Origin of the sequence: Pseudomonas sp. USHLN015, assembly GCF_037153275.1 — a bacterium.
GTDB classification, from domain to species: Bacteria; Pseudomonadota; Gammaproteobacteria; order Pseudomonadales; family Pseudomonadaceae; genus Metapseudomonas; species Metapseudomonas tohonis.
Genome location: NZ_JBBCKP010000019.1, coordinates 66280 through 89246, shown reverse-complemented (window position 1 = coordinate 89246; position 22967 = coordinate 66280). Strand labels below are relative to the sequence as shown.

The 22967-nt window shown below is 65.9% G+C and carries 12 protein-coding genes; 6 read left to right on the top strand and 6 right to left on the bottom strand.

What is annotated here, in order from left to right; translation table 11 throughout:
- Positions 1 to 196 precede the first annotated feature (196 nt).
- Complete coding sequence (locus tag WFQ67_RS29535) at positions 197 to 5062, bottom strand: NAD-glutamate dehydrogenase (protein WP_173173673.1); 4866 nt, start codon at positions 5060 to 5062, stop codon at positions 197 to 199.
- Positions 5063 to 5414: 352 nt separating this feature from the next.
- Here WFQ67_RS29535 and WFQ67_RS29530 point away from each other — a divergent pair, with 352 nt between their 5' ends.
- Genes WFQ67_RS29530 through WFQ67_RS29505 form a run of 6 tightly spaced genes read left to right on the top strand, consistent with a single transcriptional unit; the run spans position 5415 to position 12195 of the window.
- Entirely contained in the window at positions 5415 to 6374 is a 960-nt protein-coding gene (locus WFQ67_RS29530) for an AAA family ATPase (protein ID WP_111259384.1), read from the top strand.
- Positions 6375 to 6377: 3 nt separating this feature from the next.
- Positions 6378 to 7313: a DUF58 domain-containing protein gene (locus WFQ67_RS29525; RefSeq protein ID WP_173173671.1), complete on the top strand. Its 936-nt coding sequence runs from the start codon at positions 6378 to 6380 to the stop codon at positions 7311 to 7313.
- Complete coding sequence (locus tag WFQ67_RS29520; protein WP_213628873.1) at positions 7310 to 7804, top strand: DUF4381 domain-containing protein; 495 nt, start codon at positions 7310 to 7312, stop codon at positions 7802 to 7804. The genes WFQ67_RS29525 and WFQ67_RS29520 overlap by 4 nt, the downstream gene beginning before the upstream one ends.
- On the top strand, positions 7797 to 8816 hold the full coding sequence (locus tag WFQ67_RS29515; RefSeq protein ID WP_173173667.1) for a vWA domain-containing protein: 1020 nt from the start codon (positions 7797 to 7799) through the stop codon (positions 8814 to 8816). The genes WFQ67_RS29520 and WFQ67_RS29515 overlap by 8 nt, the downstream gene beginning before the upstream one ends.
- A complete protein-coding gene (locus WFQ67_RS29510; protein ID WP_337058934.1) occupies positions 8813 to 10558 on the top strand; it encodes a VWA domain-containing protein in 1746 nt (581 codons plus the stop codon). Before WFQ67_RS29515 ends, WFQ67_RS29510 begins: the two co-directional genes overlap by 4 nt.
- Positions 10555 to 12195 (top strand): BatD family protein, encoded by a 1641-nt coding sequence (locus WFQ67_RS29505; RefSeq protein ID WP_337058933.1) that lies wholly within the window; start codon positions 10555 to 10557, stop codon positions 12193 to 12195. Before WFQ67_RS29510 ends, WFQ67_RS29505 begins: the two co-directional genes overlap by 4 nt.
- 404 nt (positions 12196 to 12599) lie before the next feature.
- Here WFQ67_RS29505 and WFQ67_RS29500 read toward each other — a convergent pair whose 3' ends face one another.
- The 5 genes from WFQ67_RS29500 to pepN form a co-directional block, all read right to left on the bottom strand.
- The gene (locus tag WFQ67_RS29500; RefSeq protein WP_213628870.1) at positions 12600 to 14975 is read right to left on the bottom strand and encodes an efflux RND transporter permease subunit; all 2376 of its coding nucleotides are present in this window, start codon (positions 14973 to 14975) and stop codon (positions 12600 to 12602) included.
- Between the two features lie 18 nt (positions 14976 to 14993).
- Positions 14994 to 16079 carry a WD40/YVTN/BNR-like repeat-containing protein gene (locus WFQ67_RS29495; RefSeq protein WP_173173659.1) on the bottom strand — a complete coding sequence of 362 codons (1086 nt, stop codon included), beginning with the start codon at positions 16077 to 16079 and terminating at the stop codon, positions 14994 to 14996.
- A 200-nt stretch (positions 16080 to 16279) separates the two neighbouring features.
- Positions 16280 to 17647, bottom strand: coding sequence for a DUF1329 domain-containing protein (locus WFQ67_RS29490; RefSeq protein WP_111259392.1), 1368 nt, complete (start codon positions 17645 to 17647; stop codon positions 16280 to 16282).
- Positions 17648 to 17705: 58 nt separating this feature from the next.
- Entirely contained in the window at positions 17706 to 19709 is a 2004-nt protein-coding gene (locus WFQ67_RS29485) for a DUF1302 domain-containing protein (protein WP_213628869.1), read from the bottom strand.
- Positions 19710 to 20234: 525 nt separating this feature from the next.
- On the bottom strand, positions 20235 to 22895 hold the full coding sequence (gene pepN, locus WFQ67_RS29480; RefSeq protein ID WP_337058931.1) for an aminopeptidase N: 2661 nt from the start codon (positions 22893 to 22895) through the stop codon (positions 20235 to 20237).
- Between the last annotated feature and the right edge of the window lie 72 nt (positions 22896 to 22967).

Genomic DNA, 22967 nt, shown 5'->3' with positions numbered 1-22967 from the left:
AAAGCCCCCAGGGGATCGGGAAGCTTCCGAAGAAACGACGGGACCTGCCGTAGGAACCCAATCACTCCGATAGCTTGCAAGCTGCCGGCGTCCCGAAGAACGTCAGCGTCATCCGCTCCGGCTACGGGAACGCCAGGCAAAAAAAGCCCCGCCGAAGCGGGGCTAGAGCACATTCAACCTTTCAGCGAACGATGGCTTAGGAGGTCTTGACCCCATGCTGGCCGCTCTGGGCCAGGTCCATCAGCTCGCGGTTGGCCACGGCATACATGGCGTAGTCGGTGCCGGTGGCGGCGCGCAGTTCGGTGAGCATCACCTTCCAGCGCTCCACCAGCGGGCGGTGCTGTTCCAGCCACAGGGCCACGCGCTCGTCCATGTCGACCGGGGCATCGACCATCTGCAGCAGCGATACGGTGATCGCCCGCTGTTGCCAGTCGAGGTCGTCGCGGAAGGCTTCGCGCGCCAGCGCCTGCCAGTTGCTCTCCACCGGCAGGCCGGTGATCTGCTGCAGGTACCAGGACAGGTCCAGCGCGCCACCGACGGCGAAGTAGGCGGCCGCCACTTCGGCCGTGTCCTTGCCGGTGACGTCCGAGGCCTCGATGATCGGCAGCAGCGTGTACAGGTGGCTGGTGCCGGCCACCACGCGGGCCAGTTCCTCCGGTGCGCCGGCCTCGACGTAGGCCTGGTAGCGGGCCAGCCACTGCTCGCGGGCCGGGCCCTCCAGCAGCTCGTCCAGGCGGCCGGCCAGCTCGGCCACGCGCGGGCCGAAGTGGCCGACGTCACGGGCGGCGTTCTGGTCTTCGCGGCGGCTGCGCAGGAACCAGCGGGTGGCGCGGCGGCCAAGGCGCATCAGCTCGTCCATCAGGGTCAGCTGCAGTTCGGCGGGCACCTTGTAGTCCAGCGACTCGATCTGCTTCCACCAGTGCGGCAGGCGGAACACATCGCGCACCACCACGTAGGCACCGGCGACGTTGGCCGCGCTCATGCCGGTGGACTCCTTCAGGCGCTGCACGAAGGTGATGCCCATGTGGTTGACCAGGTCGTTGGCGATCTGGGTGCTGATGATCTCGCGCTTCAGGCGGTGGCGGCGCATGGCCTCGCCGAACTTGCTCGCCAGCAGCGGCGGGAAGGCGGTCTCCATCTCGCGGGCGAGGTAGTCGTCGTCCGGTACCAGGGACTTGAGCAGCGATTCCTTGAGGTCGATCTTGCTATAGGAAATCAGCACCGACAGCTCCGGCCGGGTCAGCCCCTGGCCGTTGGCGGCGCGCTCGTTGAGCTCCTCGTCACCGGGCAGGAACTCCAGCGCGCGGTCCAGCTTGCCGGCGCCCTCCAGCGCGGCGATCAGGCGCTTGTATTCACCGATACGCTCGCGCGCGCGGCGTTGCGCCAGGGACAGCGCCTGGGTCTGCTTGTAGTTGTTGCCCAACACCAGGCTGCCCACCGCGTCGGTCATGTCCGCCAGCAGCTTGTTGCGCTGCTTGCCGGTCATGTCGCCGGCCGCGACGATCTCACCCAGGAGGATCTTGATGTTCACCTCGTGGTCGGAGCAGTCCACGCCACCGGCGTTGTCGATGAAGTCGGTGTTGCTGGCGCCGCCGTTGAGGCCGTATTCGACGCGGCCGAGCTGGGTCATGCCCAGGTTGCCACCCTCGCCCACCACCTTGGCCCGCAGCTCGCGACCGTCCACGCGCAGGGCGTCGTTGGCCTTGTCGCCGACATCGGCGTGGGACTCCTTGCTCGACTTCACGTAGGTGCCGATGCCGCCGTTCCACAGCAGGTCGACCGGTGCCTTGAGCAGGGCGTTGAGCAGTTCGGTGGGGGTCAGCTTGTCGGCACGGATGTCGAAGCGTTCCTTCATTTCCGGGCTGATGGCGATGCTCTTGGCGCTGCGCAGGAAGATGCCGCCGCCAGCGGAGATCAGCTTGGCGTCGTAGTCGGCCCAGGAGGAGCGCGGCAGGTCGAACAGGCGCTTGCGCTCGACGAAGCTGCTGGCCGCGTCCGGGTTCGGGTCGATGAAGATGTGCATGTGGTTGAAGGCCGCCACCAGCTGCAGCGTTTCCGACAGCAGCAGGCCGTTGCCGAATACGTCGCCGGCCATGTCACCGATGCCAATCACGGTGACGTTGTCCTTCTGCACGTCGATGCCGCGCTCGCGGAAGTGGCGCTGCACCGAGACCCAGCCGCCCTTGGCGGTGATGCCCATGCCCTTGTGGTCGTAGCCGGCGGAGCCGCCGGAAGCGAAGGCGTCGCCCAGCCAGAAGCCGTATTCCAGTGCGATGCCGTTGGCGATGTCGGAGAAGGTCGCGGTGCCCTTGTCGGCCGCCACCACCAGGTAGGGGTCGTCGGCGTCGTGGCGCACCACGTTGGCCGGCGGTACCACCTGGCCTTCCTTGAGGTTGTCGGTGACGTCCAGCAGGCCGCTGATGAAGATGCGGTAGCAGGCGATGGCCTCGGCCTGGATGTCGTCACGGCTGCCGCCCACCGGCAGGCGCCGGGGGATGAAGCCGCCCTTGGCGCCCATGGGCACGATCACCGCGTTCTTCACCTGCTGCGCCTTGACCAGGCCCAGCACCTCGGTGCGGAAGTCTTCCTCGCGGTCGGACCAGCGCAGGCCGCCCCGGGCGACGTCGCCGAAGCGCAGGTGCACGCCCTCGACGCGCGGGCAGTAGACGAAGATCTCGAACTTGGGCACCGGGCGCGGGATGTCGGGGATCAGCCGCGGGCTCAGCTTGAAGCTGAAGTAGCCCTTGTTCTGGCCGTTGGCATCGGGCTGGTAGAAGTTGGTGCGCAGGGTCGCCTTGATCAGGTCGAGGTAGCGCCGCAGGATGCGGTCCTCGTTGAGCACGGCGACGTTGTCCAGCTCGCCGAGGATGGCCTGTTCGAGCTTCTGCTGCTTGTCTTCCAGGTCCTCGGCGGTGAGCTTGCGGGCCAGGTAGAAGCGGGTCTTGAACAGGCGCACCAGTTCCTTGGCGATGTCCACGTGGTTCAGCAGCGTGCTGGCGATGTAGGACAGGTCGAAGCCCAGGCGGATCTGCTTCAGGTAGCGGGCATAGGCGCGCAGCAGCGCCACGTCGCGCCAGGGCATGGAGGCGGTCAGGACCAGGCGGTTGAAGGCGTCGTTCTCGGCGTCACCGCTGACGATGTGGATGAAGGCGTCCTGCAGGGTGTCGTTGAGCTGCTGGATGTCGACTTCCTGGCCCGAGGCACTGGTGAAGGCGAAGTCGTGGATCCAGAACTCGCGGCCGTCCTGGCGGTGCAGGCGATAGGGGAACTCGCCGAGCACGCGCAGGCCGAGGTTCTCCAGGATCGGCAGGACGTCGGACAGCGGCAGCGGCGTGTCGGCGTGGTACAGCTTGCAGTGCAGCAGCTGCTCGCCCTGGGTCAGCGGCTGGTAGAAGCTCATCACCAGCTGGCGCTCGTCGGAGAGGCTGTTCAGGTGCTGCATGTCGACCACGGCCGAGTGCGGGGCGAAGCGCTCGCGGTAGCCGGCGGGGAAGCCTTTCGGGAAGTCGGCCAGCACACGGGTGCCCTGGGCTTCGCCGAAGCTTTCGTTGACCAGGCTGGCGTAGTCGTCCTTCCAGGAACGGCAGGCCTGGATCACTTCCTTCTCCAGGCGCACCGGGTCGACCACGGCCTTGTTCTTCGGGTCCAGGCGCAGGATGAACTGCACGCGCGCCAGCACGGATTCGGAGAAGAAGGTCCAGAACTCACAGTCGCTGGCCTGCAGGCGGTCCATGAGGATCTGCTGGATCTTCAGGCGCGTCTCGGTGGAATAGACGTCGCGCGGCACGTAGGCCAGCGCATAGGCGAAACGCCCGTAGGGGTCGCGGCGCAGGAACAGGCGGATCTTGTTGCGTTCCTGCATCTGCACGATGGCCATGGCGGTGGAGAACAGGTCGTCCACCGGGGTCTGGAACAGGTCGTCGCGGGGCAGCACTTCCAGCACCTGGCCCAGCTCCTTGCCCAGGTGGGCACGCGGATCGAAGCCGGAGCGGCGCTGGATCTCGGCGACCTTGCCGCGGATGAAGGGAATCTCGGTCACGCTCTCGGCATACACCGCAGAGGTGTACAGGCCCATGAAGCGGCATTCCTTGACCACGCGACCCTTGGCGTCCAGCTCGCGGATGGAAACGAAGTCCGGGTAGGCCGGGCGGTGCACGCGGCTCGGCTCGGCGGCCTTGGCGAAGGACAGCAGTACCGGGCCGCGCAGGTAGTCGACGGCCTCCTTCTCGACGTGCAGGTCCGCAGCGCTGAGGCCGGTGCGGCGCAGGCGCGAGACACCGAGCAGGGACTTCTCGTCATAGACCAGGTGACCACCGGCCTCGCCCTCGTCCACCACGGTGAACTCCTCGTAGCCGAGGAAGGTGAAGTGGTTGTCCAGCAACCAGTTCATGAAGACCTTGATCTCGGCCAGCTCGGCCTTGTCCACCTTCAGCTTGGCCTTGTCCAGCCAGGCCAGCAGGTCGCGGGCCTTGGCGGTCATGGGCTGGAAGTCGGCGACGGCGATGCGCACCTCGCCGAGCATTTCCTCGATGGCCTTCTCCAGGGCCTTGAGGGCGGCGGGCGCGGCGATGCGGTCGATCTCCAGGAACATCAGCGATTCCTGCTGCACGTCCTTGCCCTGGGTGCCCTTGGGCAGCACTTCGGCGAGCTCGCCCTTCTTGTTGCGGCGCACGCTGAGCACGCTGTTCTGCAGCGTATGGATGTTGTAGCCGCGGCGGTTCAGCTCCATGCGCACCGAGTCCACCAGGAAGGGGATGTCGGGGTGCAGCACTTCCACCGCGGTGTGGGTGGATTGCCAGCCGTGCTTCTCGTAGTCGGGGTTGAAGGCGCGCACCTGCGGCTTGGCCGGGTCGAAGCGTTCCAGCATCCGCCACGACGACAGGGTGCAGCCCACCAGGTCGGACAGGCGCCGCTGGGTGAGTTCGTCGAGGGCGATGATGCCGAAGAATTGTTCGGCGAACAGGGCTACTTGTGGCAAGGCCTGTTCGCTGACGTGCTGCGCCAGGGCCGCTTGCAGTTGGTGCTGGAAGTCGGCTTTGCTGGCCGCGGTGAAGAACGCCATGGTTGTGCTCCGCTTGGCTCGTATTGTTGGGGTGTAAGCGTAGAACGCTTATTGCGCGGTGATGGGGTCACAGGTTCATTGGGCAGTGTGACGGTCGGATGACGCGCCGGGCATGGGTCGGACCGGACGGTCACCGTTGCGCAAGAGCTTAGCGAGGGCGGCATCGCGCAGGCTTTTCGAGGCGCGACATATTCGGTCAATACTGGTCCGCTGGCCGCCCCTTGCACGCGCCCCGTGACGAAATCCTCAGCGCGTCGGCACGCCGCCTAGGCCGGTGGCCCCACTCTGGATTAAAGTACTGCGCCACCCCGGAGGCTTCCGCTTCCCCCGTCCATTCCGAGCGAGTCCAACGATGGAACACCGCGAAGCACTGATCGCCCTGCGCCAGTACCTGTCCACCCAGATCCTCGGTCAGGAAAAGCTCATCGACCGCCTGCTGATCGCCCTGCTCGCCGATGGTCACCTGCTGGTGGAAGGGGCGCCCGGCCTGGCCAAGACCAAGGCGATCAAGGACCTGGCCGAAGGCGTGGAAGCCGAGTTCCATCGCATCCAGTTCACCCCCGACCTGTTGCCCGCCGACATCACCGGCACCGAGATCTATCGCCCGGAGACCGGCAGCTTCGTGTTCCAGCAGGGACCGATCTTCCACAACCTGGTGCTCGCCGACGAGATCAACCGCGCGCCGGCCAAGGTGCAGTCGGCGCTGCTCGAGGCCATGGCCGAGCGCCAGGTCTCCATCGGTCGCTCCACCTACGACCTGCCACCGCTGTTTTTGGTGATGGCGACGCAGAACCCCATCGAGCAGGAAGGCACCTACCCGCTGCCCGAGGCCCAGCTAGACCGCTTCCTGATGCACGTGAAGATCGGCTTCCCCGAGGCCTCGGTGGAACGCAAGATCCTCCAGCAGGCCCGTGGCGTCGCCCTCAACGGCGAGACACGCCCCGAGCACCAGGTCAGCCAGCAGGCGATCTTCGCCGCGCGCAAGGAAATCCTCGGCCTGTACATGGCCGACGCCGTGGAGGAATACCTGGTGCAGCTGGTGATGGCCACGCGCACCCCGGCCAAGTTCGACAGCGAGCTGGCCGAGTGGCTGGCCTACGGCTCCAGCCCGCGCGGCTCCATCGCCCTCGACCGCTGCGCACGCGCGCACGCCTGGATGGCAGGGCGAGACTTCGTCAGCCCCGAGGACATCCAGGCCGTGCTCTTCGACGCCCTGCGCCACCGCCTGATCCTCTCCTTCGAGGCGGAGGCCGCCGGCATCGACCAGGACCGGGTGATCCAGCGCATCCTCGATGTGGTCGCCGTCGCCTGACCCATGGACAGCCCAGCCGCCCCGACCGGCATCAAGGTCAGCCTCGCCGAGCTGATCGACATGCGTCACCGCGTCCGCGAGGTGCAGCTGTTCTCCACGCCCTCGCGACGCAGCCCGCTCATCGGCCTGCACCATTCCAAGCTGCGCGGGCGCGGCGTCGACTTCGACCAGGTGCGCGTCTACCAGCCCGGTGACGACGTGCGCACCATCGACTGGCGCGTCACCGCGCGCACCCAGGAGCCGCACACCAAGCTGTTCCACGAAGAGCGCGAACGCCCGGTGTTCATCATGGTCGAGCAGAGCCAGCGGCTGTTCTTCGGCTCCGGGCAGATGTTCAAGTCGGTGCTCGCCGCCCACGCCGCCAGCCTCATCGGCTGGGCCGCCCTGGGCCACAACGACCGCATCGGCGGCCTGGTCTTCAGCGACAGCGAGCACCACGAGATCAAGCCCCGGCGCAGCAAGCAGAGCCTGCTGCAACTGCTCAACCGCCTGGTGCGCACCAACCAGGCACTCGGCGGCCAGCAGGGCGCCACCCGCGAAGGCTTCAGCCTGGCCCTGCGCCGCGCCCGCGAAGTGCTGCGCCCCGGCAGCCTGGTGGTGATCCTCTGTGACGAGCGCACCCTGTCCGATACCTCGGAGCAGCAGCTCGCCCTGCTCGCCCGCCACACCGACCTGATCCTCCTGCCGCTCTCCGATCCGCTCGACCACGCGCTGCCCGCCGCCGGGCTGCTGCGCTTCACCGAGCTGGGCGCCAGGCTGGAGCTGGACACCCACAACCCCGAGCTGCGCCAGGCCTATCGCGACCAGGGCGACGCCCGCAAGGCACGCTGGCAGCGCCTGGCCCAACGCCTGGGCGTGCTGCTGCTGCCCCTGAGCACCCAGGCCGGCATGGTCGAACAGTTGCGTGACCATCTGCAGCACCGCGGTGGCAAGCGATGAACCCACTGGACCAGCTGGAGCCGCTGATCGCCCCCGACGCCGTGCCCTGGTGGCCACCCGCGCCGGGCTGGTGGGTGCTGGCGGCGCTGCTGCCGTTATTGCTCTGGGGCCTCTGGCGCCTGCGCCACCGCCTGCCTCGCCGGCAACGCGGCGAGCGGGCGGAGCAGCCCCTGGAGCCCATGCGCGAGGCCGCCCTCCGGGAACTCGCCCAACTGCGCAAGCCCTACGACGGCGCGCCCGCAGGCCCCTGGTTGCAGCAGCTCAACGGCCTGCTCAAGCGCCTGTGCCGCCTGCATTACCCCAACGACCACAGCCTCACCCTCAGCGGCCGTGCCTGGCTGGCCTACCTGGACAACCGCTGCCCCGCCGCCGGCCTGACCCGCTGGATGGTGCTGGTGGAAGGCGCCTACCGCCCCGAGTGCAAGCTCGACGACAAGGCCATCGAGGGTCTGTCCCAGGCGGTCGACACCTGGATCCGCAAACATGTTTGAGCTCGCCTGGCCCTGGATCTTCCTGCTCGCGCCGCTGCCCTGGCTGCTGCGCGTGCTGCTGCCGCCGGCCGACAGCGGCGAGGCGGCGCTCAAGGTGAGCTTCCTCGGCGAGCTGGAGGCCCTCGCCGGCCGCCGTGCCCGCGCCAACCTGCCGGCCTGGCGCCAGCAGGCGCCGTTCATCCTGCTCTGGCTGCTGTTGCTCTGCGCCGCCGCGCGCCCGGAATGGGTGGGCGAGCCGCAACCCCTGCCGGCCAGCGGCCGCGACCTGCTGGTGGCGGTGGATGTGTCCGGCTCCATGGACTATGCCGACATGGAACTCGACGGCAAGGAAGTCAGCCGCCTGACCCTGGTGCAGCACCTGATGGGTGAATTCATCGACGGCCGCATCGGCGACCGCATCGGCCTGATCCTCTTCGGCAGCCAGGCCTACCTGCAGGCGCCGCTGACCTTCGACCGGCAGACCGTGCACGTCTGGCTCGACGAGGCGCTGATCGGCATCGCCGGCAAGAACACCGCCATCGGCGACGCCATCGGCCTGGCGGTGAAGCGCCTGCGCCAGCGCCCGGCCAACAGCCGCGTGCTGGTGCTGGTCACCGATGGCGCCAACACCGGCGGCGAGATCGAGCCGCTCACCGCCGCCCGCCTCGCCGCCGAGGAACAGGTGAAGATCTACACCATCGGCATCGGCGCCGACCCGGAACAGGGCGGCGTGCTCGGCATGTTCGGCCTCAACCCCGGCCTGGACCTGGACGAGCCGACCCTGCGCCGCATCGCCGAGCAGACCGGTGGCCGCTACTTCCGCGCCCGCTCCAGCAAGGAGCTGGAGGAGATCGAGCGCTCGCTTGACCAGCTGGAGCCTGTCTCGCAGCTGCCCAGCCAGGCCCGCCCCGCCTTGGCGCTGTATTGCTGGCCGCTGGGCGCCGCCCTCTTGCTGAGCCTGCTGCTGATCAGCCGCGAGCTGTGGCCGCACGCCCTGCAGCAACGGCCGCAGTGGCTGAGGAGACGCCCATGAGCGAACTCTGGCCGCACTGGTCGCGCCCGCTCTGGCTGCTCATGCTGCCGCTGCTGGCCTGGCTGATCTGGCAGCTCTGGCACCGCGAGCGCCGCAGCGGACGCTGGCAGCAACTGCTGCCCATCGCCTTCCAGCCCTGGCTGCTGGGCGGTGGCCGCGAACGCAACAACCGCCTGCCCTGGATCGCCCTCGGCCTGGCCTGGAGCCTGGGCCTGCTGGCACTGATCGGCCCCAGTTGGCAGCGGGTCGAGCAAAGCACGCAGAAACGCGCGGACCCGCTGGTGGTGATCCTCGAACTGACTCCCTCGATGCTCGCCTCCGACGTGCCGCCCACACGCCTGGAGCAGGCCAAGCGCAAGCTGCGCGACCTGCTGGAAGCCCGCCACGATGCGCAGACCGCCATCGTCCTTTATGCCGGCAGCGCCCACAGCCTGGTGCCGCTCTCGGACGACCTGATGACCACCGGCAACCTGCTGGAGGCGCTCAAGCCATCGATCATGCCGGAGCCCGGCCAGCGCGCCGACCTCGCCGTGGAAAAGGCCCTCGCACTGCTCAAGCAGGGTGCCCAGGGCCAGGGCCGCCTGCTGCTGATCACCAGCAGCCTGAGCGAGGAGGAACGCAACGGCATCCGCCAGGCGCTCGGCTCGAAGAGCGAACGCCTGAGCATCCTCGGTATCGGCACGTCCCAGGGCGCCCCCATCGCCCAGGAGAACGGTGGCTTCATCAAGGACGCCCAAGGCGCCATCCTCCTGCCGCGCCTGGACGCCCCCAGCCTCAAGCGCTTCGCCAGCAGCCTGGGGGGCAGATACGCCACCGCCCGCGTCGACGAGCGCGACCTGCGCAACCTGGACCTGCTCGGCGGTGCCCGGACCTTGCGCGAAAGTGGTGAAACCACACGGCTGGAAGCCTGGGCCGACCAGGGCCACTGGCTGCTGCTGCCGCTGCTGCTGATCGCCGCCTGCGCCGGGCGCCGGGGCTGGATCTTCTGCCTGCCGCTGTTCTTCGTACTGCCCCGCCCTGCCCTGGCCTTCGAGCCGGAGGACCTGTGGTTGCGACCCGACCAGCAGGGCCAGCGCCTGCTGGAAGCCCGGCAGAGCGCCGAGGCGGCCCGTCGCTTCGAGGACCCACGCTGGCAGGGCTATGCGCTCTACGAGGCCGGCAAGCACGCCGAAGCCGCCGAACGTTTCGCCGGTGGCGACAGCGCCGCCGACCACTACAACCGTGGCAACGCGCTGGCCAGGGCCGGCCAGCTGGAGGCCGCCCTGGACGCCTACGAATCAGCCCTCGAGCGTGAGCCGGACCTGCAGCCGGCGCTGAAGAACAAGGCGCTGGTGGAACAGCTGCTGCAACAGCAGAAGCAGCAGCAATCGCAACAACCGCAGGACGGCCAGCAGGGCCAGCAGCAGCCCCAGGAGCAACCCTCCGCCGGCCAGGGTGGCGACCCGGAGAAAAGCGAGGACAAGGACGAGCAGCAGAACGCCGAAGGCGCTTCCACCACACCGCCCGAAGAAGGCAAGCCGCCGGGCCAGCAGGCCGGTACGCAGGAACAGCCGGCCGAGTCCGGGCAGAAGCCTGAGGGCCAGCAGCAACCCGCGGACGCACCCGGCAAGGCCGAGCCCCTGGGCGATGAGCGCCGCCAGTCCCTGGAGCAATGGCTGCGGCAGATTCCCGACGACCCCGCCGAACTGCTGCGCCGCAAGTTTTGGTACGAACAGCAACGCCGCCAGGAAAACCAAGAATGATGCGCCTCCTCTGCGCCCTCCTCCTCAGCCTGCTGGCCTGCACCGCCAGCGCGGCGGGCTTCACCGCCAGCGTCGACCGCGCGCGCCTCAGCGAGGGCGAGACGGTGGAGCTGATCCTGGAGTCTTCCGACCCGACGCTGTTCGGCAAGCCCGACCTCAAGCCGCTGGAGTCGCTCTTCGAGGTGCTCGGCACCCGCCAGATCAACCGCATCAGTACGCTCAATGGCCAGGATGACCGCGCCACGCGCTGGATCGTCACCCTGCAGCCGAAGCAGAGCGGCTTCGTGGTGATCCCGCCGCTGCGCCTGGGCGAGGCCGAGACCCGGCCGATCACCCTGCACATCCAGAAGAGCGACAACGCCGCCGGCAACAGCAAGCTCGCCCCGGTGTTCATCGACGCCAGCCTGGACGAGGAAAGCGTCTACGTGCAGGCGCAGACCATCCTCACCCTGCGCATCTACCACTCCGTATCGCTGTACGACGACAGCAGCCTGACCCCGCTGCAGATGGCCGATGCGCGCATCGAGCAACTGGGCGAGCCGCGCACCTACGAGAAGGAGATCAACGGCATCCGCCACGGCGTGATCGAACTGCGCTACGCGATCTTCCCGCAGAAGAGCGGCCAACTGAGCATCCCTGCCCAGGTGTTCAGCGCGACCCTGGTGGAGCGCTCCGGGCAGAACGACTACCAGCCCTTCGGCCCGCGCCCGGGTCGCCTGACACGGGTCAGCTCGCCGGAAATCCCGCTGACGGTGAAGGCCAAGCCGGCCGAGTACCCCGCCGATGCCCCCTGGCTGCCGGCACGCAACCTGACCCTGGCCGAGGCCTGGAACCCGGAGCCGGACAAGGCCCAGGTCGGCGACTCGCTGACCCGCAGCCTGATGGTCAAGGTCGAGGGCCTGGCCAGCGCCCAGCTGCCCGCCCTGCCCGCCACACATGCACCGGGCCTGCGCCGTTATCCCGACCAGCCGCAGCTCTCCAACCAGGCCAGCGAGCGCGGCGTGCTCGGCAGCCGCGAGGAACGCGAGGCATTGGTGCCCACCACCAGCGGGCGCATCGAATTGCCGCCGGTTGAAGTGGTCTGGTGGAACACCCGCGAGGATCACCTGGAACGCAGCCAGCTGCCGGGGCGCACCCTGGAAGTGGCCAACAACCCCGCACTCGAACCGGAAGCACCGGTGGAAAGCGCCCATGACGCCCAGCGCGTGGTCGAGGGCCCGCTACTGTGGCCCTGGAAGCTCGCCACGCTGCTGCTGGCCCTGACCACGCTACTGGGCTTCGGCCTGTGGTGGCACGCCCGCCGGCAACCGGCGATCCTGCCCACCGCGCAGACCGGCCCCAGCCCGCGCACCCTGCTGGACGACCTCAAGCGCGCCTGCCTGGCCAACGATCCCCACGCCACGCGCCAGGCCCTGGACGCCTGGGCGCGGCAACAACCGGAAACCCTGGCGGACATGGCCGCACGCTTCGTGCCGCTGTCCGACGCCATGGATGGCCTCAACGGCGCCCTCTACAGCGAGAGCGGCCAGCACTGGCAGGGCGAGGAGCTGTGGAAGGCCATCCGCGCCCTGCCCACGCCGCAGGTTCAGCAGCAGGCCGCTGGCGAAAGCGGGCTGCCGCCGCTCTATCCGCGCTGACCCGCACCCGACCAGAACCCCGGGTGCGGCTTCGTGGCCGTGCGTCAACGCAGGAAAGGCGTGGCCGCCCCAGGAATGAAGTCCGGGCTACAGGGTGAGGACGTGCTTGCGGTGCAAGGCGGGTGGAACCCGCTGGAGCCTCCTGCCGAACCCTGTCGGGTTGCACCCGACCTACCAACGCCCCAGATGTGGTCTCGTAGCCCGTGCTTCAGCACGGGGAGAGTATGGCGCGCTCCCGGGCTGAAGCCCGGGCTAAGGTGCCGGGTGCATAGGCGTCAGGGCAACCCATTGGGTTGCTGGGCGACTGAAGTCGCCCCTACAGGTTTGTGCGCGTGAGTTGCGGGTAGTTGATCGCCCATGAAAAAACCGCGGCCTGGGCCGCGGTTTCTTCATTGCCTTGAGGCTTAGTGGGCCAGCAGCGAGCCGCCGGTCTTGCCCGCCAGCTTCTCGGGGCGGATCAGGAAGCGTGCCAGGGCAGGCAGCAGCCAGAGCGCACCGAACATGTTGACGATGAACATGAAGGTCAGCATCAGGCCCATGTCGGCCTGGAACTTGATCGCCGAGAACATCCAGGTCGCCACGCCGATGGCCAGGCACAGGCCGGTGAAGAGCACCGCCTTGCCGGTGGACTTCAGCGTCTGGTAGTAGGCCTCCTGCAGCGGCAGGCCGGCACGCAGGAAGCTTTCCAGGCGGCTGTAGATGTAGATGCCGTAGTCGACACCGATACCCACGCCCAACGCCACGACCGGCAGCGTCGCCACCTTCACGCCGATACCGAGGAAGGCCATCAGCGCGTTGCCCAGCACCGAGGTGAGGATCAGCGGCAGCACGATGCAGATGGTCGCTGCGATGGAGCGGAAGGTGATCAGGCACATCACTGCCACGCAGATGTAGACCAGGATCAGGATGGTCAGCTCGGACTGGGCGATCACCTCGTTGGTGGCCGCTTCGATGCCGGCGTTACCGGCGGCGAGCATGAACTCCAGCCCTTCCTTGTTGTGTTCCTTGGCGAAGCCTTCGACCGCCTTGACCGCGCGCTGCAGGGTCTCGGCCTTGTGGTCGTTGAGGAACACCAGCACCGGTGCCAGGGAGCAGTCGGTGTTGTACAGGCCATCGGCACGGCTGATGGAGTTGTTCAGCACGTCCTGGTTGCGCGACAGGGTTTCCCACTTCAGGTTGCCCTCGTTCATCCCCTTGATCACCTGCTTGGACACGGTGACCATCGAGATGGCGGATTGCACGCCCTGGGTGTTCTCCATCGTCCACATCAGCTCGTCGATCGGCGCCAGCGCTTCGTGCGTGGAGCAGCCTTCCGGCGCGGTCTTGACCATCACCACGAGCACGTCGGAGCTGGTGGAGTAGTTGCTGATGATGAAGTTGTTGTCCTTGTTGTAGCGCGAGTCGGGACGCAGTTCCGGCGCGCCCTGGTCGAGGTCGCCGATCTTCAGGTTCTGGCCGTACCAGAGGCCGCCACCGAAGGCGGCCAGGGCGACGACCACGGAGATCGGGGCAACGACCGGATGGGCGAAGTTGGACAGCAGGCGCCAGAACGGGTGTTCGCGGGTCGCGTCCTTCTTGCTGCGCTCGATGGCCTTCTTGCTGATGCCGACATAGGAGATGGCGACCGGCAGCAGGATCAGGTTGGTGAACACGATCACCGCCACGCCGATGGAGGCGCCGATGGCCAGCTCGCGGATCACGCCGATGTCGATGATCAGCAGGGTGATGAAGCCCACGGCGTCGGCCAGGATGGCGATCATGCCCGGCAGGAACAGCTGGCGGAAGGTACGCCGGGCCGCCGTCAGGGCGTTGTCCGCATCGCTCGATTGCAGGGCGATGCCGTTGATCTTCTGCACCCCGTGGGAGATGCCGATGGCGAAGATCAGGAACGGCACCAGCATCGAGTAGGGGTCGAGACCGAAGCCCACCGAGTGCATCAGGCCCAGCTGCCAGATCACCGCCACCAGGGTGGTGGAGAGCACGGCGATGGTGCTGCGGATACACCAGGTGAACCAGTACAGCAGCACCAGGGTGGTGAGGAAGGCGATGCCGAAGAAGGCCACGACCATGATCAGGCCGTCGATCAGGTCACCGACCTTCTTGGCGAAGCCGACGATGTGCACCTGAACGTTGGGGTTCTGGGCCTGGTACTTGTCGCGGATCTTCTCTTCCAGCTCATGGGAGAACTGGCGGTAGTCGAGCTTGAGCAGCTTGCCCTGGTCGTTCGGGTCCGGATAGGACTCGAGCAGCGGCACGTCGACGATGCTGGACTTGAAGTTGTTGGCCACCAGGCGGCCGATCTGGCCGGACTTGAGCACGTTGTTGCGCAGCTCGTCCAGGCTGTCGTCGGAACCGTCGTAGGTCTGCGGGATCACCTCGCCACCGGCGAAGCCTTCCTCGGTGACCTCGGTCCAGCGCACGCTGGGGCTCCACAGGGACTTCAGGCCGGAACGGTCGACGCCGGGAATGTAGAACACCTCGTCGTGGATCTGACGCAGGGTGTCCATGTACTCCTTGCTGAAGATGTCCCCGTCCTTGGCTTCCACCGAGATACGCACGGTGTTGCCCAGGTTCGCCAGGTCGTTGCGGTGCTCCATCATCTTCTGGATGAAGGGGTGGTGCAGCGGGATCATCTTCTCGAAGCTGGTGGACGGACGCACCTGGGTGGCCTGCCAGAAGAGGAAGATGCTGACCAGCAGGCAGATGACGATCACGGCCGGCCGGTTGTTGAAGATCAGGCGTTCCAGGAAGGTCGCCTTGTCCTGGTGATGGTTACTCATCGAAACTCCCCCGGCTCGTTATTGTTGGCCCAGCTCGGCGCCAGTCGGCGAGGCGACGCGCGCTCCGCCCTGTCCCACCAGGATCAGGTTGCCTTTGGTATCTGCGGTGGCGCTGGCCAGCGACAGGCGATCGGAACGGTTGACCACGCTGAAGGTGCGACCGGCATCGGTGCTCTTCAGGACGCTGCCACCATGGCCGACCACCAGCAGGGTGCCGTCATCGAGCAGGGTGCCGCCGGAAAGACCGAACTCCAGGGTGCCGCCACGGGCATTCTTGAGTGCGATGGTTTCCCAGGTCTTGCCGAAGTCGGCGGAGCGGAACAGGTGCCCACGCAGGCCATAGGCCACGACCACGCCCGGCTCGTTGGTGCCGGTGGCGCCGAACAGGGAACCCTCGTAGGGGCCCTCTAGGCGCTCCCAGGTCTGGCCCCAGTCGGGCGAGCGGAACATGCTGCCCATCTCGCCGACGATGAACAGGCCGGAGTCCTTCACCGCCGTGATGGCGTTGATGTGGTACTGGTCTTCGTTGTCCAGGCGGTCGCTGACGTCTTCCCAGTTCTTGCCACCGTCCTCGGTGGTCAGCAGGGCGCCGTAGGAGCCGACGGCGAAGCCGGTGCTGGCATCCTTGAACCAGACGTCGAGCAGCGGAGCCTCACGCTCCAGGTCCTCGAACTGCTGGGTCCAGGTGGCGCCACCGTCCTCGCTGGCGAGGATCTGGGCGTCATGGCCGACGGCCCAGCCCTTCTTGTCGTCGACGAAGTAGACGGCGGTCAGCATCTGGCGGGTCGGCACCTTGGCCTGGGTCCAGGTCTTGCCGTCGTCATCGGAATAGAGGATGTGCCCACGGTCGCCGACGGCGACGAGGCGCTTGCCGGCATGGGCGATATCCAGCAGCAGGCTGCTGGCCGCCTTGGGCGATTCGATGGAGAACACGGGTGCTGATTCGGCAGCTTGCGCGATGGGCGCGGCGCCGAGAGTCAGGACGGAGAGCACACTGAACAGCGAGAGCGCTTTGGCCAGCGGCGAGTGGAAGCGGAACGCCGGTTGCGCAAGGGACTGCACGTCATGACCGGACTGGGTGCGCCGCAGGACGGGCTCACTCATACACCTTTCCCCCTTATTGTTATAGGTGGACCTTGCCTTTTGGCAGGCCGCCTATGCTATCCAGCTTTGGAAAGCCATGACAATCGGCTGGACGTTATGTTTTGTTAAGGCAAACCCGCGTGATTGAGGGCTTATCAGGGGCCCTGATAGCAAAAAGGCCGCTACGTTTGTAGCGGCCTTTTCGTCAGGCTACAAGGCGCTTATCGGGTACCGCGGCGACGCAGTGCCGAAGGCTTGAAGTAGCCGTCGTCCGGAACAGCCTGGGTGAAGTCGATGGTGGTCGGCTCTTCGTTGTCCAGGTTCTGCACGTGGTAGCGACGGGCCTGAAGGTCATGGAACACGTCCAGTGCGGACCAGGTGGTCGGCAGGTCGTAGTAGTTCTTCAGATAGGCCATCGATACACGCCACAGCTCGCCACGACCGTCGTACTGGTCGACCACGGCGGCTTGCCAGCTGTCCTCGTCGAGGAACAGGGTGCGCTTGGAGTAGATGTGGCGGGCGCCGGACTTCAGCGTGCCCTCGACGACCCACACGCGGTGCAGTTCGTTGCGGGTGACGGCCGGGTTCAGGTGGCCGGGCTGCAGCAGGTCCTTGTACTTAACTTCAGGGCTGGAGACCTTGTAGTTGTTGTACGGGATGTAGATTTCCTTCTTGCCCACCAGTTTCCAGTCGTAGCGATCCGGAGCACCGTTGAACATGTCAGTGTCGTCGGCGGTACGCAGGCCGTCGGCGGCGGCGATCGGGGTGTCGTAGGCCAGGTTCGGCGCACGGCGCACGCGACGCTGGCCGGCGTTGTAGCCCCAGGCCTGACGCGGCTCCTTCACCTGGTCCAGGGTCTCGTGCACCAGCACGGCGCCACCGGCCAGGCGGGCCGGGCTCTTGGTGAAGGACAGGTAGTAGAACAGGATGTTGTTCAGGTCGGCGTACGAACCTTTCGGGTTGTAGTACTTGAACAGGGCTTCCTGCTGCGAGGTGACCAGGGAGTAGTCGCCATTGCGCTGCACGGCCACTTCGGAGGCGCGACGCACGATGTAGGAACCGCGGTAGCGGACGATGTGGTTCCACAGCGCCTCTACGCCGTTCTGCGGGATCGGGAACGGGATGCCGCCGTAGGCGTCGGCGAAACCGTTGCCGCCGTCCAGCAGCTTGGCGGTGGTGGCGTTCTTGATGGTGTTGTCATACACCCACTGCGGCGCGGAACCGGAGCGGCGGGTCGGGTAGACCGGCATCTGGAAGGTGGTCGGGTAGGCATTGAACAGGGCGATCTGACCCGGGGTCAGGTTGGCCTTGTACTGGTCCAGGTTCGCCTTGGTGATGGTGTACAGCGGCTTGTCTTCCGGGAACGGATCGACATGATGCTGGCCCGGCTTGTAGCCGGCCGGAGCCTGGGTGATGCCACCGGTCCAGGCCGGGATGGTACCGGCGGCGTTGCCGGCCTTCTCGGCACCGAAGGGCGTCAGGCTAGTGCCCAGTTTGGCGGCTTCCTGAGCCGACACCGCGGCCAGTGCGCTACCGGCGGACAGTGCGAAAGCGACTGCCGCGCCAACCAGCGAAAGCTTTTTCAGCATGTTGGTTCTCCGTGAGGGTTCAGCGGCGGGCACCCGCAGGTGCCCGCATTCTTTCTAGTTAGAAGGAGTACTTGACGTTGACGCCGATATTGTCGCGATCGCGGCTGGAGTTGTTCTGGCCGGCGCCATAGAACTCGGTGTACTGGATCTCGCCTTCCAGGCTGTTCAGGTAGCTCGCCTTGAGGCCGACGGTGTAGGCCTTGCGACCTTCGATGAAGTTGCCGGTCTGGTGGGAGTTGCCTTGGAAGTCGTCTTTGTAGACCACGAACGGAGAAACGTTCACACCGGCGTACACATCGTTCCAGGTACCGGACAGGACGAGGGTGTAGCCATAGGAGTCCTTGTTGACCTGATCTCCACGATCACCGCCGGACACATAGGAACTATTGCCACGACCGGAGTAGTAACGATTAACGCCGTTGTAACCGGTGTATTGCAGGTCGCTGCCACGCAGGTGCTCGGACGCAAGCTCGGCGACGCCGATCAGCGAGTCGAAGCTCAGGCTGGGTCCGAAGTTGTGAATGGCACCCAGAGAGGTATTGAAGACCTCGACGCGCTCGTAGTTGTGGATCGAGTCGCCTAGGCGAACGGTATTGCCGGCGATCTGGGCCGAGCCGTTAAGGCCACCAAGCGCGCTGGAAATCGGACCGGTGTTGACCAGTTTTGCAGCCTGACCGATCAGGTCGCCCAACAGGTCGTTGGTGGTCGCAATACCGATCGGCATGTTCGGGCGATAAGCCAGCTCACCGAATACCGAGGTTTCCTGAATGGTGGTGTTGAAGCTCAAACCGAACATGCGAATGTCTTCGGCATACTCACGACGCGCCTGGACATTCGCCAAGGTATCGAGCGTAGCGAGACCGCCAGCTGCCTGGATGTTGGCCGGGGTCAAGCCACCTGGCAGAAGGCCGGCGACGGTATCAAGGTTGACGCCTTTGTAATTGCCCAGATCGGCATAGATGCTCGGCTCTTTCGCGTGGTAGTTCACGTAGTAGAAACCGAACTCGGTCGAATTGAGCTCTTCGGCGATGTAGCGGAACGCGACGCCGTACTGCCCATCGTTCTTGGCATTCAGGTCGGTGCCGATATTGGCGACTTTTACGATCTGGTTGCCTGGGTAAACAAAGTTCTTTCCACCAGCGCAAAGGCCGCCAACCTGACCAGCACACAAGCCACCAGCGCCCGCGTTGTAGAACTGAACGAGTGAAGCACCACCCAAGGCTGCCTGGGGAGCAGTCAGCGCACTACCAGCCAGGCTGGTGTATGCAGTATTGCCGCCATCGGCAAACAGGTCAGTTTCGGAGAAGAAAGTACCGCTCGGATCAATCGCGCTTTCCTTCCAGTTGAACTGGTAGAAGGTTTCCATCGACAGGTTGTCGGTCAGGCCGACGTTGAAGCTCAGGGCTTCGACCGGCACCAGAACCTCTTTCAGCTCGGAGCCCGGCAGGCGGAACTTGGCAGCATCCAGCGGGTTGGTGGTGTTGATGCCACCCCGGTAGAAGATGCCTTCGCCCCAGTTGAAGACCTGCTTGCCGATACGGCCGGTGACCGGCATGTCGGCAATGTCCCAGTTGCCATACAGGTAGGCATCGAGGATCTGCGCATCACGACCGGCCTTGTGGCGAGTATCGTGAGTGAAGCGGTCGTCGTTCGGGTAGCTCTGGCTAGGCTGGCGCGGAGTGTTGTTGTCGTAGTAATCGTTGCGCTTGTCCATGATCTGGGTGTCATAGAAAGCGGTGCCGCGAACGAACACACCGTAGTTCTTGTAGGTCGCTTCCAGGTCGGACGTGATCTTGTACACCTCGGAAACCAGGCCGGTGTCGAAGTTACGGTTGCCGTCGTTGGTGTTGATGTCGTTGTTGGTCTTGTCCTGGCCCTGGACGCGCCACAGTTGGCCGTAGGAGACGGTGGTGTCGATGGAACCGCTGATCTCGTCGTCGGCGAAGCTGAATTCGACCGCCTGGGCCTGGACGGCGCACATCAGGGGCAGGAGACCGGCGAGGGCGTAGCCGGCCGTAGCCGGAGCGAAGCGCAACTGGGGCTTGCGGGACTTGAGTTCCATCGAGACTTTACTCCGTGGACAGATCATTCATTTGTTATTACGGCCCCGTCTGGCAGGGACGCTGCTCAGCCGCTCGTGCGACCTTTCTTCTGGCGTGGGCGGAAGCACCAACGCGTCTGAACCGCGGCCTTCAGCAATTCTTGCGGGACTGGAGGGCCTGGGACGGCGTCGAGACGTGCAACCATGGTGCCAAGTGCACGTTTATGGGTCGTTATATTTTTCTGAACGAAGGGACAGATTAAATTCAAACGAGTGACTGATCATCCACTGATCAAATCTTACGAATCGTCCGATTTTGTCCTACAAGGTGGCTCGATTTGTCACTCAAAACCACACCTATAGCGCTTGCGCACTCATACCTCGCTCACCCCGTCAAGAAAGAAATGCCAGGGAACAGGCCATTTACGCCTCAGAGACCGAAGGGATATTCCTTTGAGTAACAAAAAAGTGTTACCGGCAGATTGCCAGTAACACTTGTCGACGCCGGGGAAACGGCAGCGGAACCACGGACGTGGTCCCGGAGGGTCAGGCGAGGCTCTTGCTCACCACTTCATAGACATCGCTGGACAGCTCGCCGGAGGCGAGGATGCGTTCCAGCTCGGCCCGCATCAGCGTCTGCCGCGCCTCGTCGTACTTGCGCCAGCGGGTCAACGGCGCCAGCTGGCGCGAGGCGATCTGCGGGTTCAGCGCGTTGAGGGTGATCACATGGTCGGCGAGGAAGCGGTAGCCCGCCCCATCGGCCCGGTGGAAGTTCACCAGGTTCTGGTTGGCGAAGGCGCCGATCAACGCACGCACCTTGTTCGGGTTCTTCAAGGTGAAGGCCTTGTGGCCCATCAGCGCCTGCACGCGCTCCAGCCCCCCCGGCAGGGTGCTGCCGGCCTGGACGCTGAACCACTGGTCCATCACCAGCGGGTTGTCCTTGAAGTGATCGGCGAAGCTCGCCAGCGCCCTGGCCTTCTCGTCCTCGAAACCGGAGTTGACCAGCACCGAGAGCGCGGTCAGGCGTTCGGTCATGTTGTCGCAGGCCTCGAACTGTTCCAGGCAGGCCTGGAGAACCTCGGCCTTGCCACTGAGCATCAGGTAGGACAGGGCGATGTTCTGCAGGGTGCGACGGGCAAAGTGCTCGGCGGAGGCGACATAGGGCGTCTCGCGCGAGAGGGCACGATTGGCCTGGTAGCGCGCCAGCAGTTGCGGGAACAGGGCATCGCTGATCGACCGGCGGGCGAACTCACGCGCCGCATGGATGGCGTCGACATCGGCGAATTCGCTGATCTCGGTGAGATAGGCCTCGCTGGGCAGCGACAGCATCTCGGCCACCATCGCCTGGTCCAGCGACTCGTCCTCCAGCAGGCTGCGCAAGGCATCCAGCAGGCGGGTGTCCAGCACCAGCGCCTCGCCACGCTGGTGCTGGCCGATCAGTTCCTGCAGCACCTGCACGGAGAGCTGCTGACCGGCGTCCCAGCGGTTGAAGCCGTCGCTGTCGTGCTGCATGAGGAACATCAGCTGGTCGCGCCCATAGGGGAAGCTCAGCTTCACCGGGGCGGACAGCCCGCGCAGCAGCGAGGGCAGCGGCTTCTCGGCGATATCGACGAAGGTGAAGGTCTGCTCGGCCTCGGTCACCGAGATCACCCGGTTGCCGCCAAGGGCCTCGCCCTCGCCCGCCAGGCGCAGCGGCAGGTCGTTGCCGGCGGCATCCAGCAGGCCGAGCTCGACGGGAATGACGAAGGGCAGCTTCTCGGCCTGGCTGGGGGTCGCCGGGCAGCTCTGGCGGAAGGTCAGGCTGTAGGTCCTGGCGGCGGCATCGAAGGCTTCCTCGACGGCGAGGCGCGGCGTACCGGCCTGGCTGTACCAGCGCTTGAACTGGGTCAGGTCGACGCCGTTGGCATCTTCCATGGCCTTGACGAAGTCGTCGCAGGTCACGGCCTGGCCGTCATGGCGCTCGAAGTACAGGTCGGTGCCCTTGCGGAAGCCCTCGGCGCCCAACAGGGTGTGGATCATGCGCACCACTTCCGAGCCCTTCTCGTAGACGGTCAGGGTGTAGAAGTTGGAGATCTCGATGAACGAATCCGGGCGCACCGGGTGGGCCATGGGGCCCGCATCCTCGGCGAACTGGTTGGTACGCAGGAAGGCCACGTCCTCGATGCGCTTGACGGTGCGCGAGTTCATGTCAGCGGAGAACTCGGCATCGCGGAACACGGTGAAGCCTTCCTTGAGCGACAGCTGGAACCAGTCGCGGCAGGTCACGCGGTTGCCCGACCAGTTGTGGAAGTACTCGTGCGCCACCACCGCCTCGACGCGCTGGTGGGCGGCGTCGGTGGCGGTCTCGGCCCTGGCCAGCACGCAGCTGGAGTTGAAGATGTTGAGCCCCTTGTTCTCCATGGCGCCCATGTTGAAATCGTTGACCGCCACGATCATGAAGATGTCCAGGTCGTACTCGCGGCCGTAGACCTCCTCGTCCCAGCGCATGGACTTCTTCAGGCTGTCCATGGCGTGCTGCACCTTGTCGATGTTCTCCGGCTCGACGTAGATGCGCAGGGTCACCTCGCGCTGGCTCATGGTGGTGAACACGTCTTCCACGCACCAGAGGTCGCCCGCCACCAGGGCGAACAGGTAGGCCGGCTTCTTGAACGGGTCTTCCCAGGTCGCCCAGTGGCGACCGCCCTCCTCCGCCCCGCTGGCCACCGGGTTGCCGTTGGACAGCAACACCGGGTAGCGATGCTGCTCGGCGCTGACGGTGGTGGTGAACCTGCTCATCACATCCGGGCGGTCGAGGTAGTAGGTGATCTTGCGGAAGCCCTCGGCCTCGCACTGGGTGCAGAACATGCTGCCGGACTTGTACAGGCCTTCCAGCGCGGTATTGCTCTCTGGGTGGATGCGCACCGTGCTGTCGAGGGTGAAGCTGTCGCTGACGGGCTGCAGGGTCAGGTGGCTGTCGGTCAGCTGGTAGTCGGCGGCACCGAGCTCGCGGTCGTCCATGGACAGCGCCAGCAGCTCCAGCTGCTGGCCGTCCAGGACCAGCGCGGGCAGGCTGCCGTCGGCGCGTTCGGGGTTGCGGCGCATCACCAGCTGGGCGTGGACCAGGGTGTGGTCCTCGTGCAGCTCGAAGGTCAGGGTGGTCTCGTCGATCAGGTAGTCCGGCGCCTGATAGTCCTTGAGGTGGATGACTTTCGGTTGTTCGGTTCGCATGCTTGCCTCTCCGAGGCAGCCCGGGCGCGATGCCCCGGCTGCGGTGTGTGTTCCTGCCAGGCGGGGCGGTGC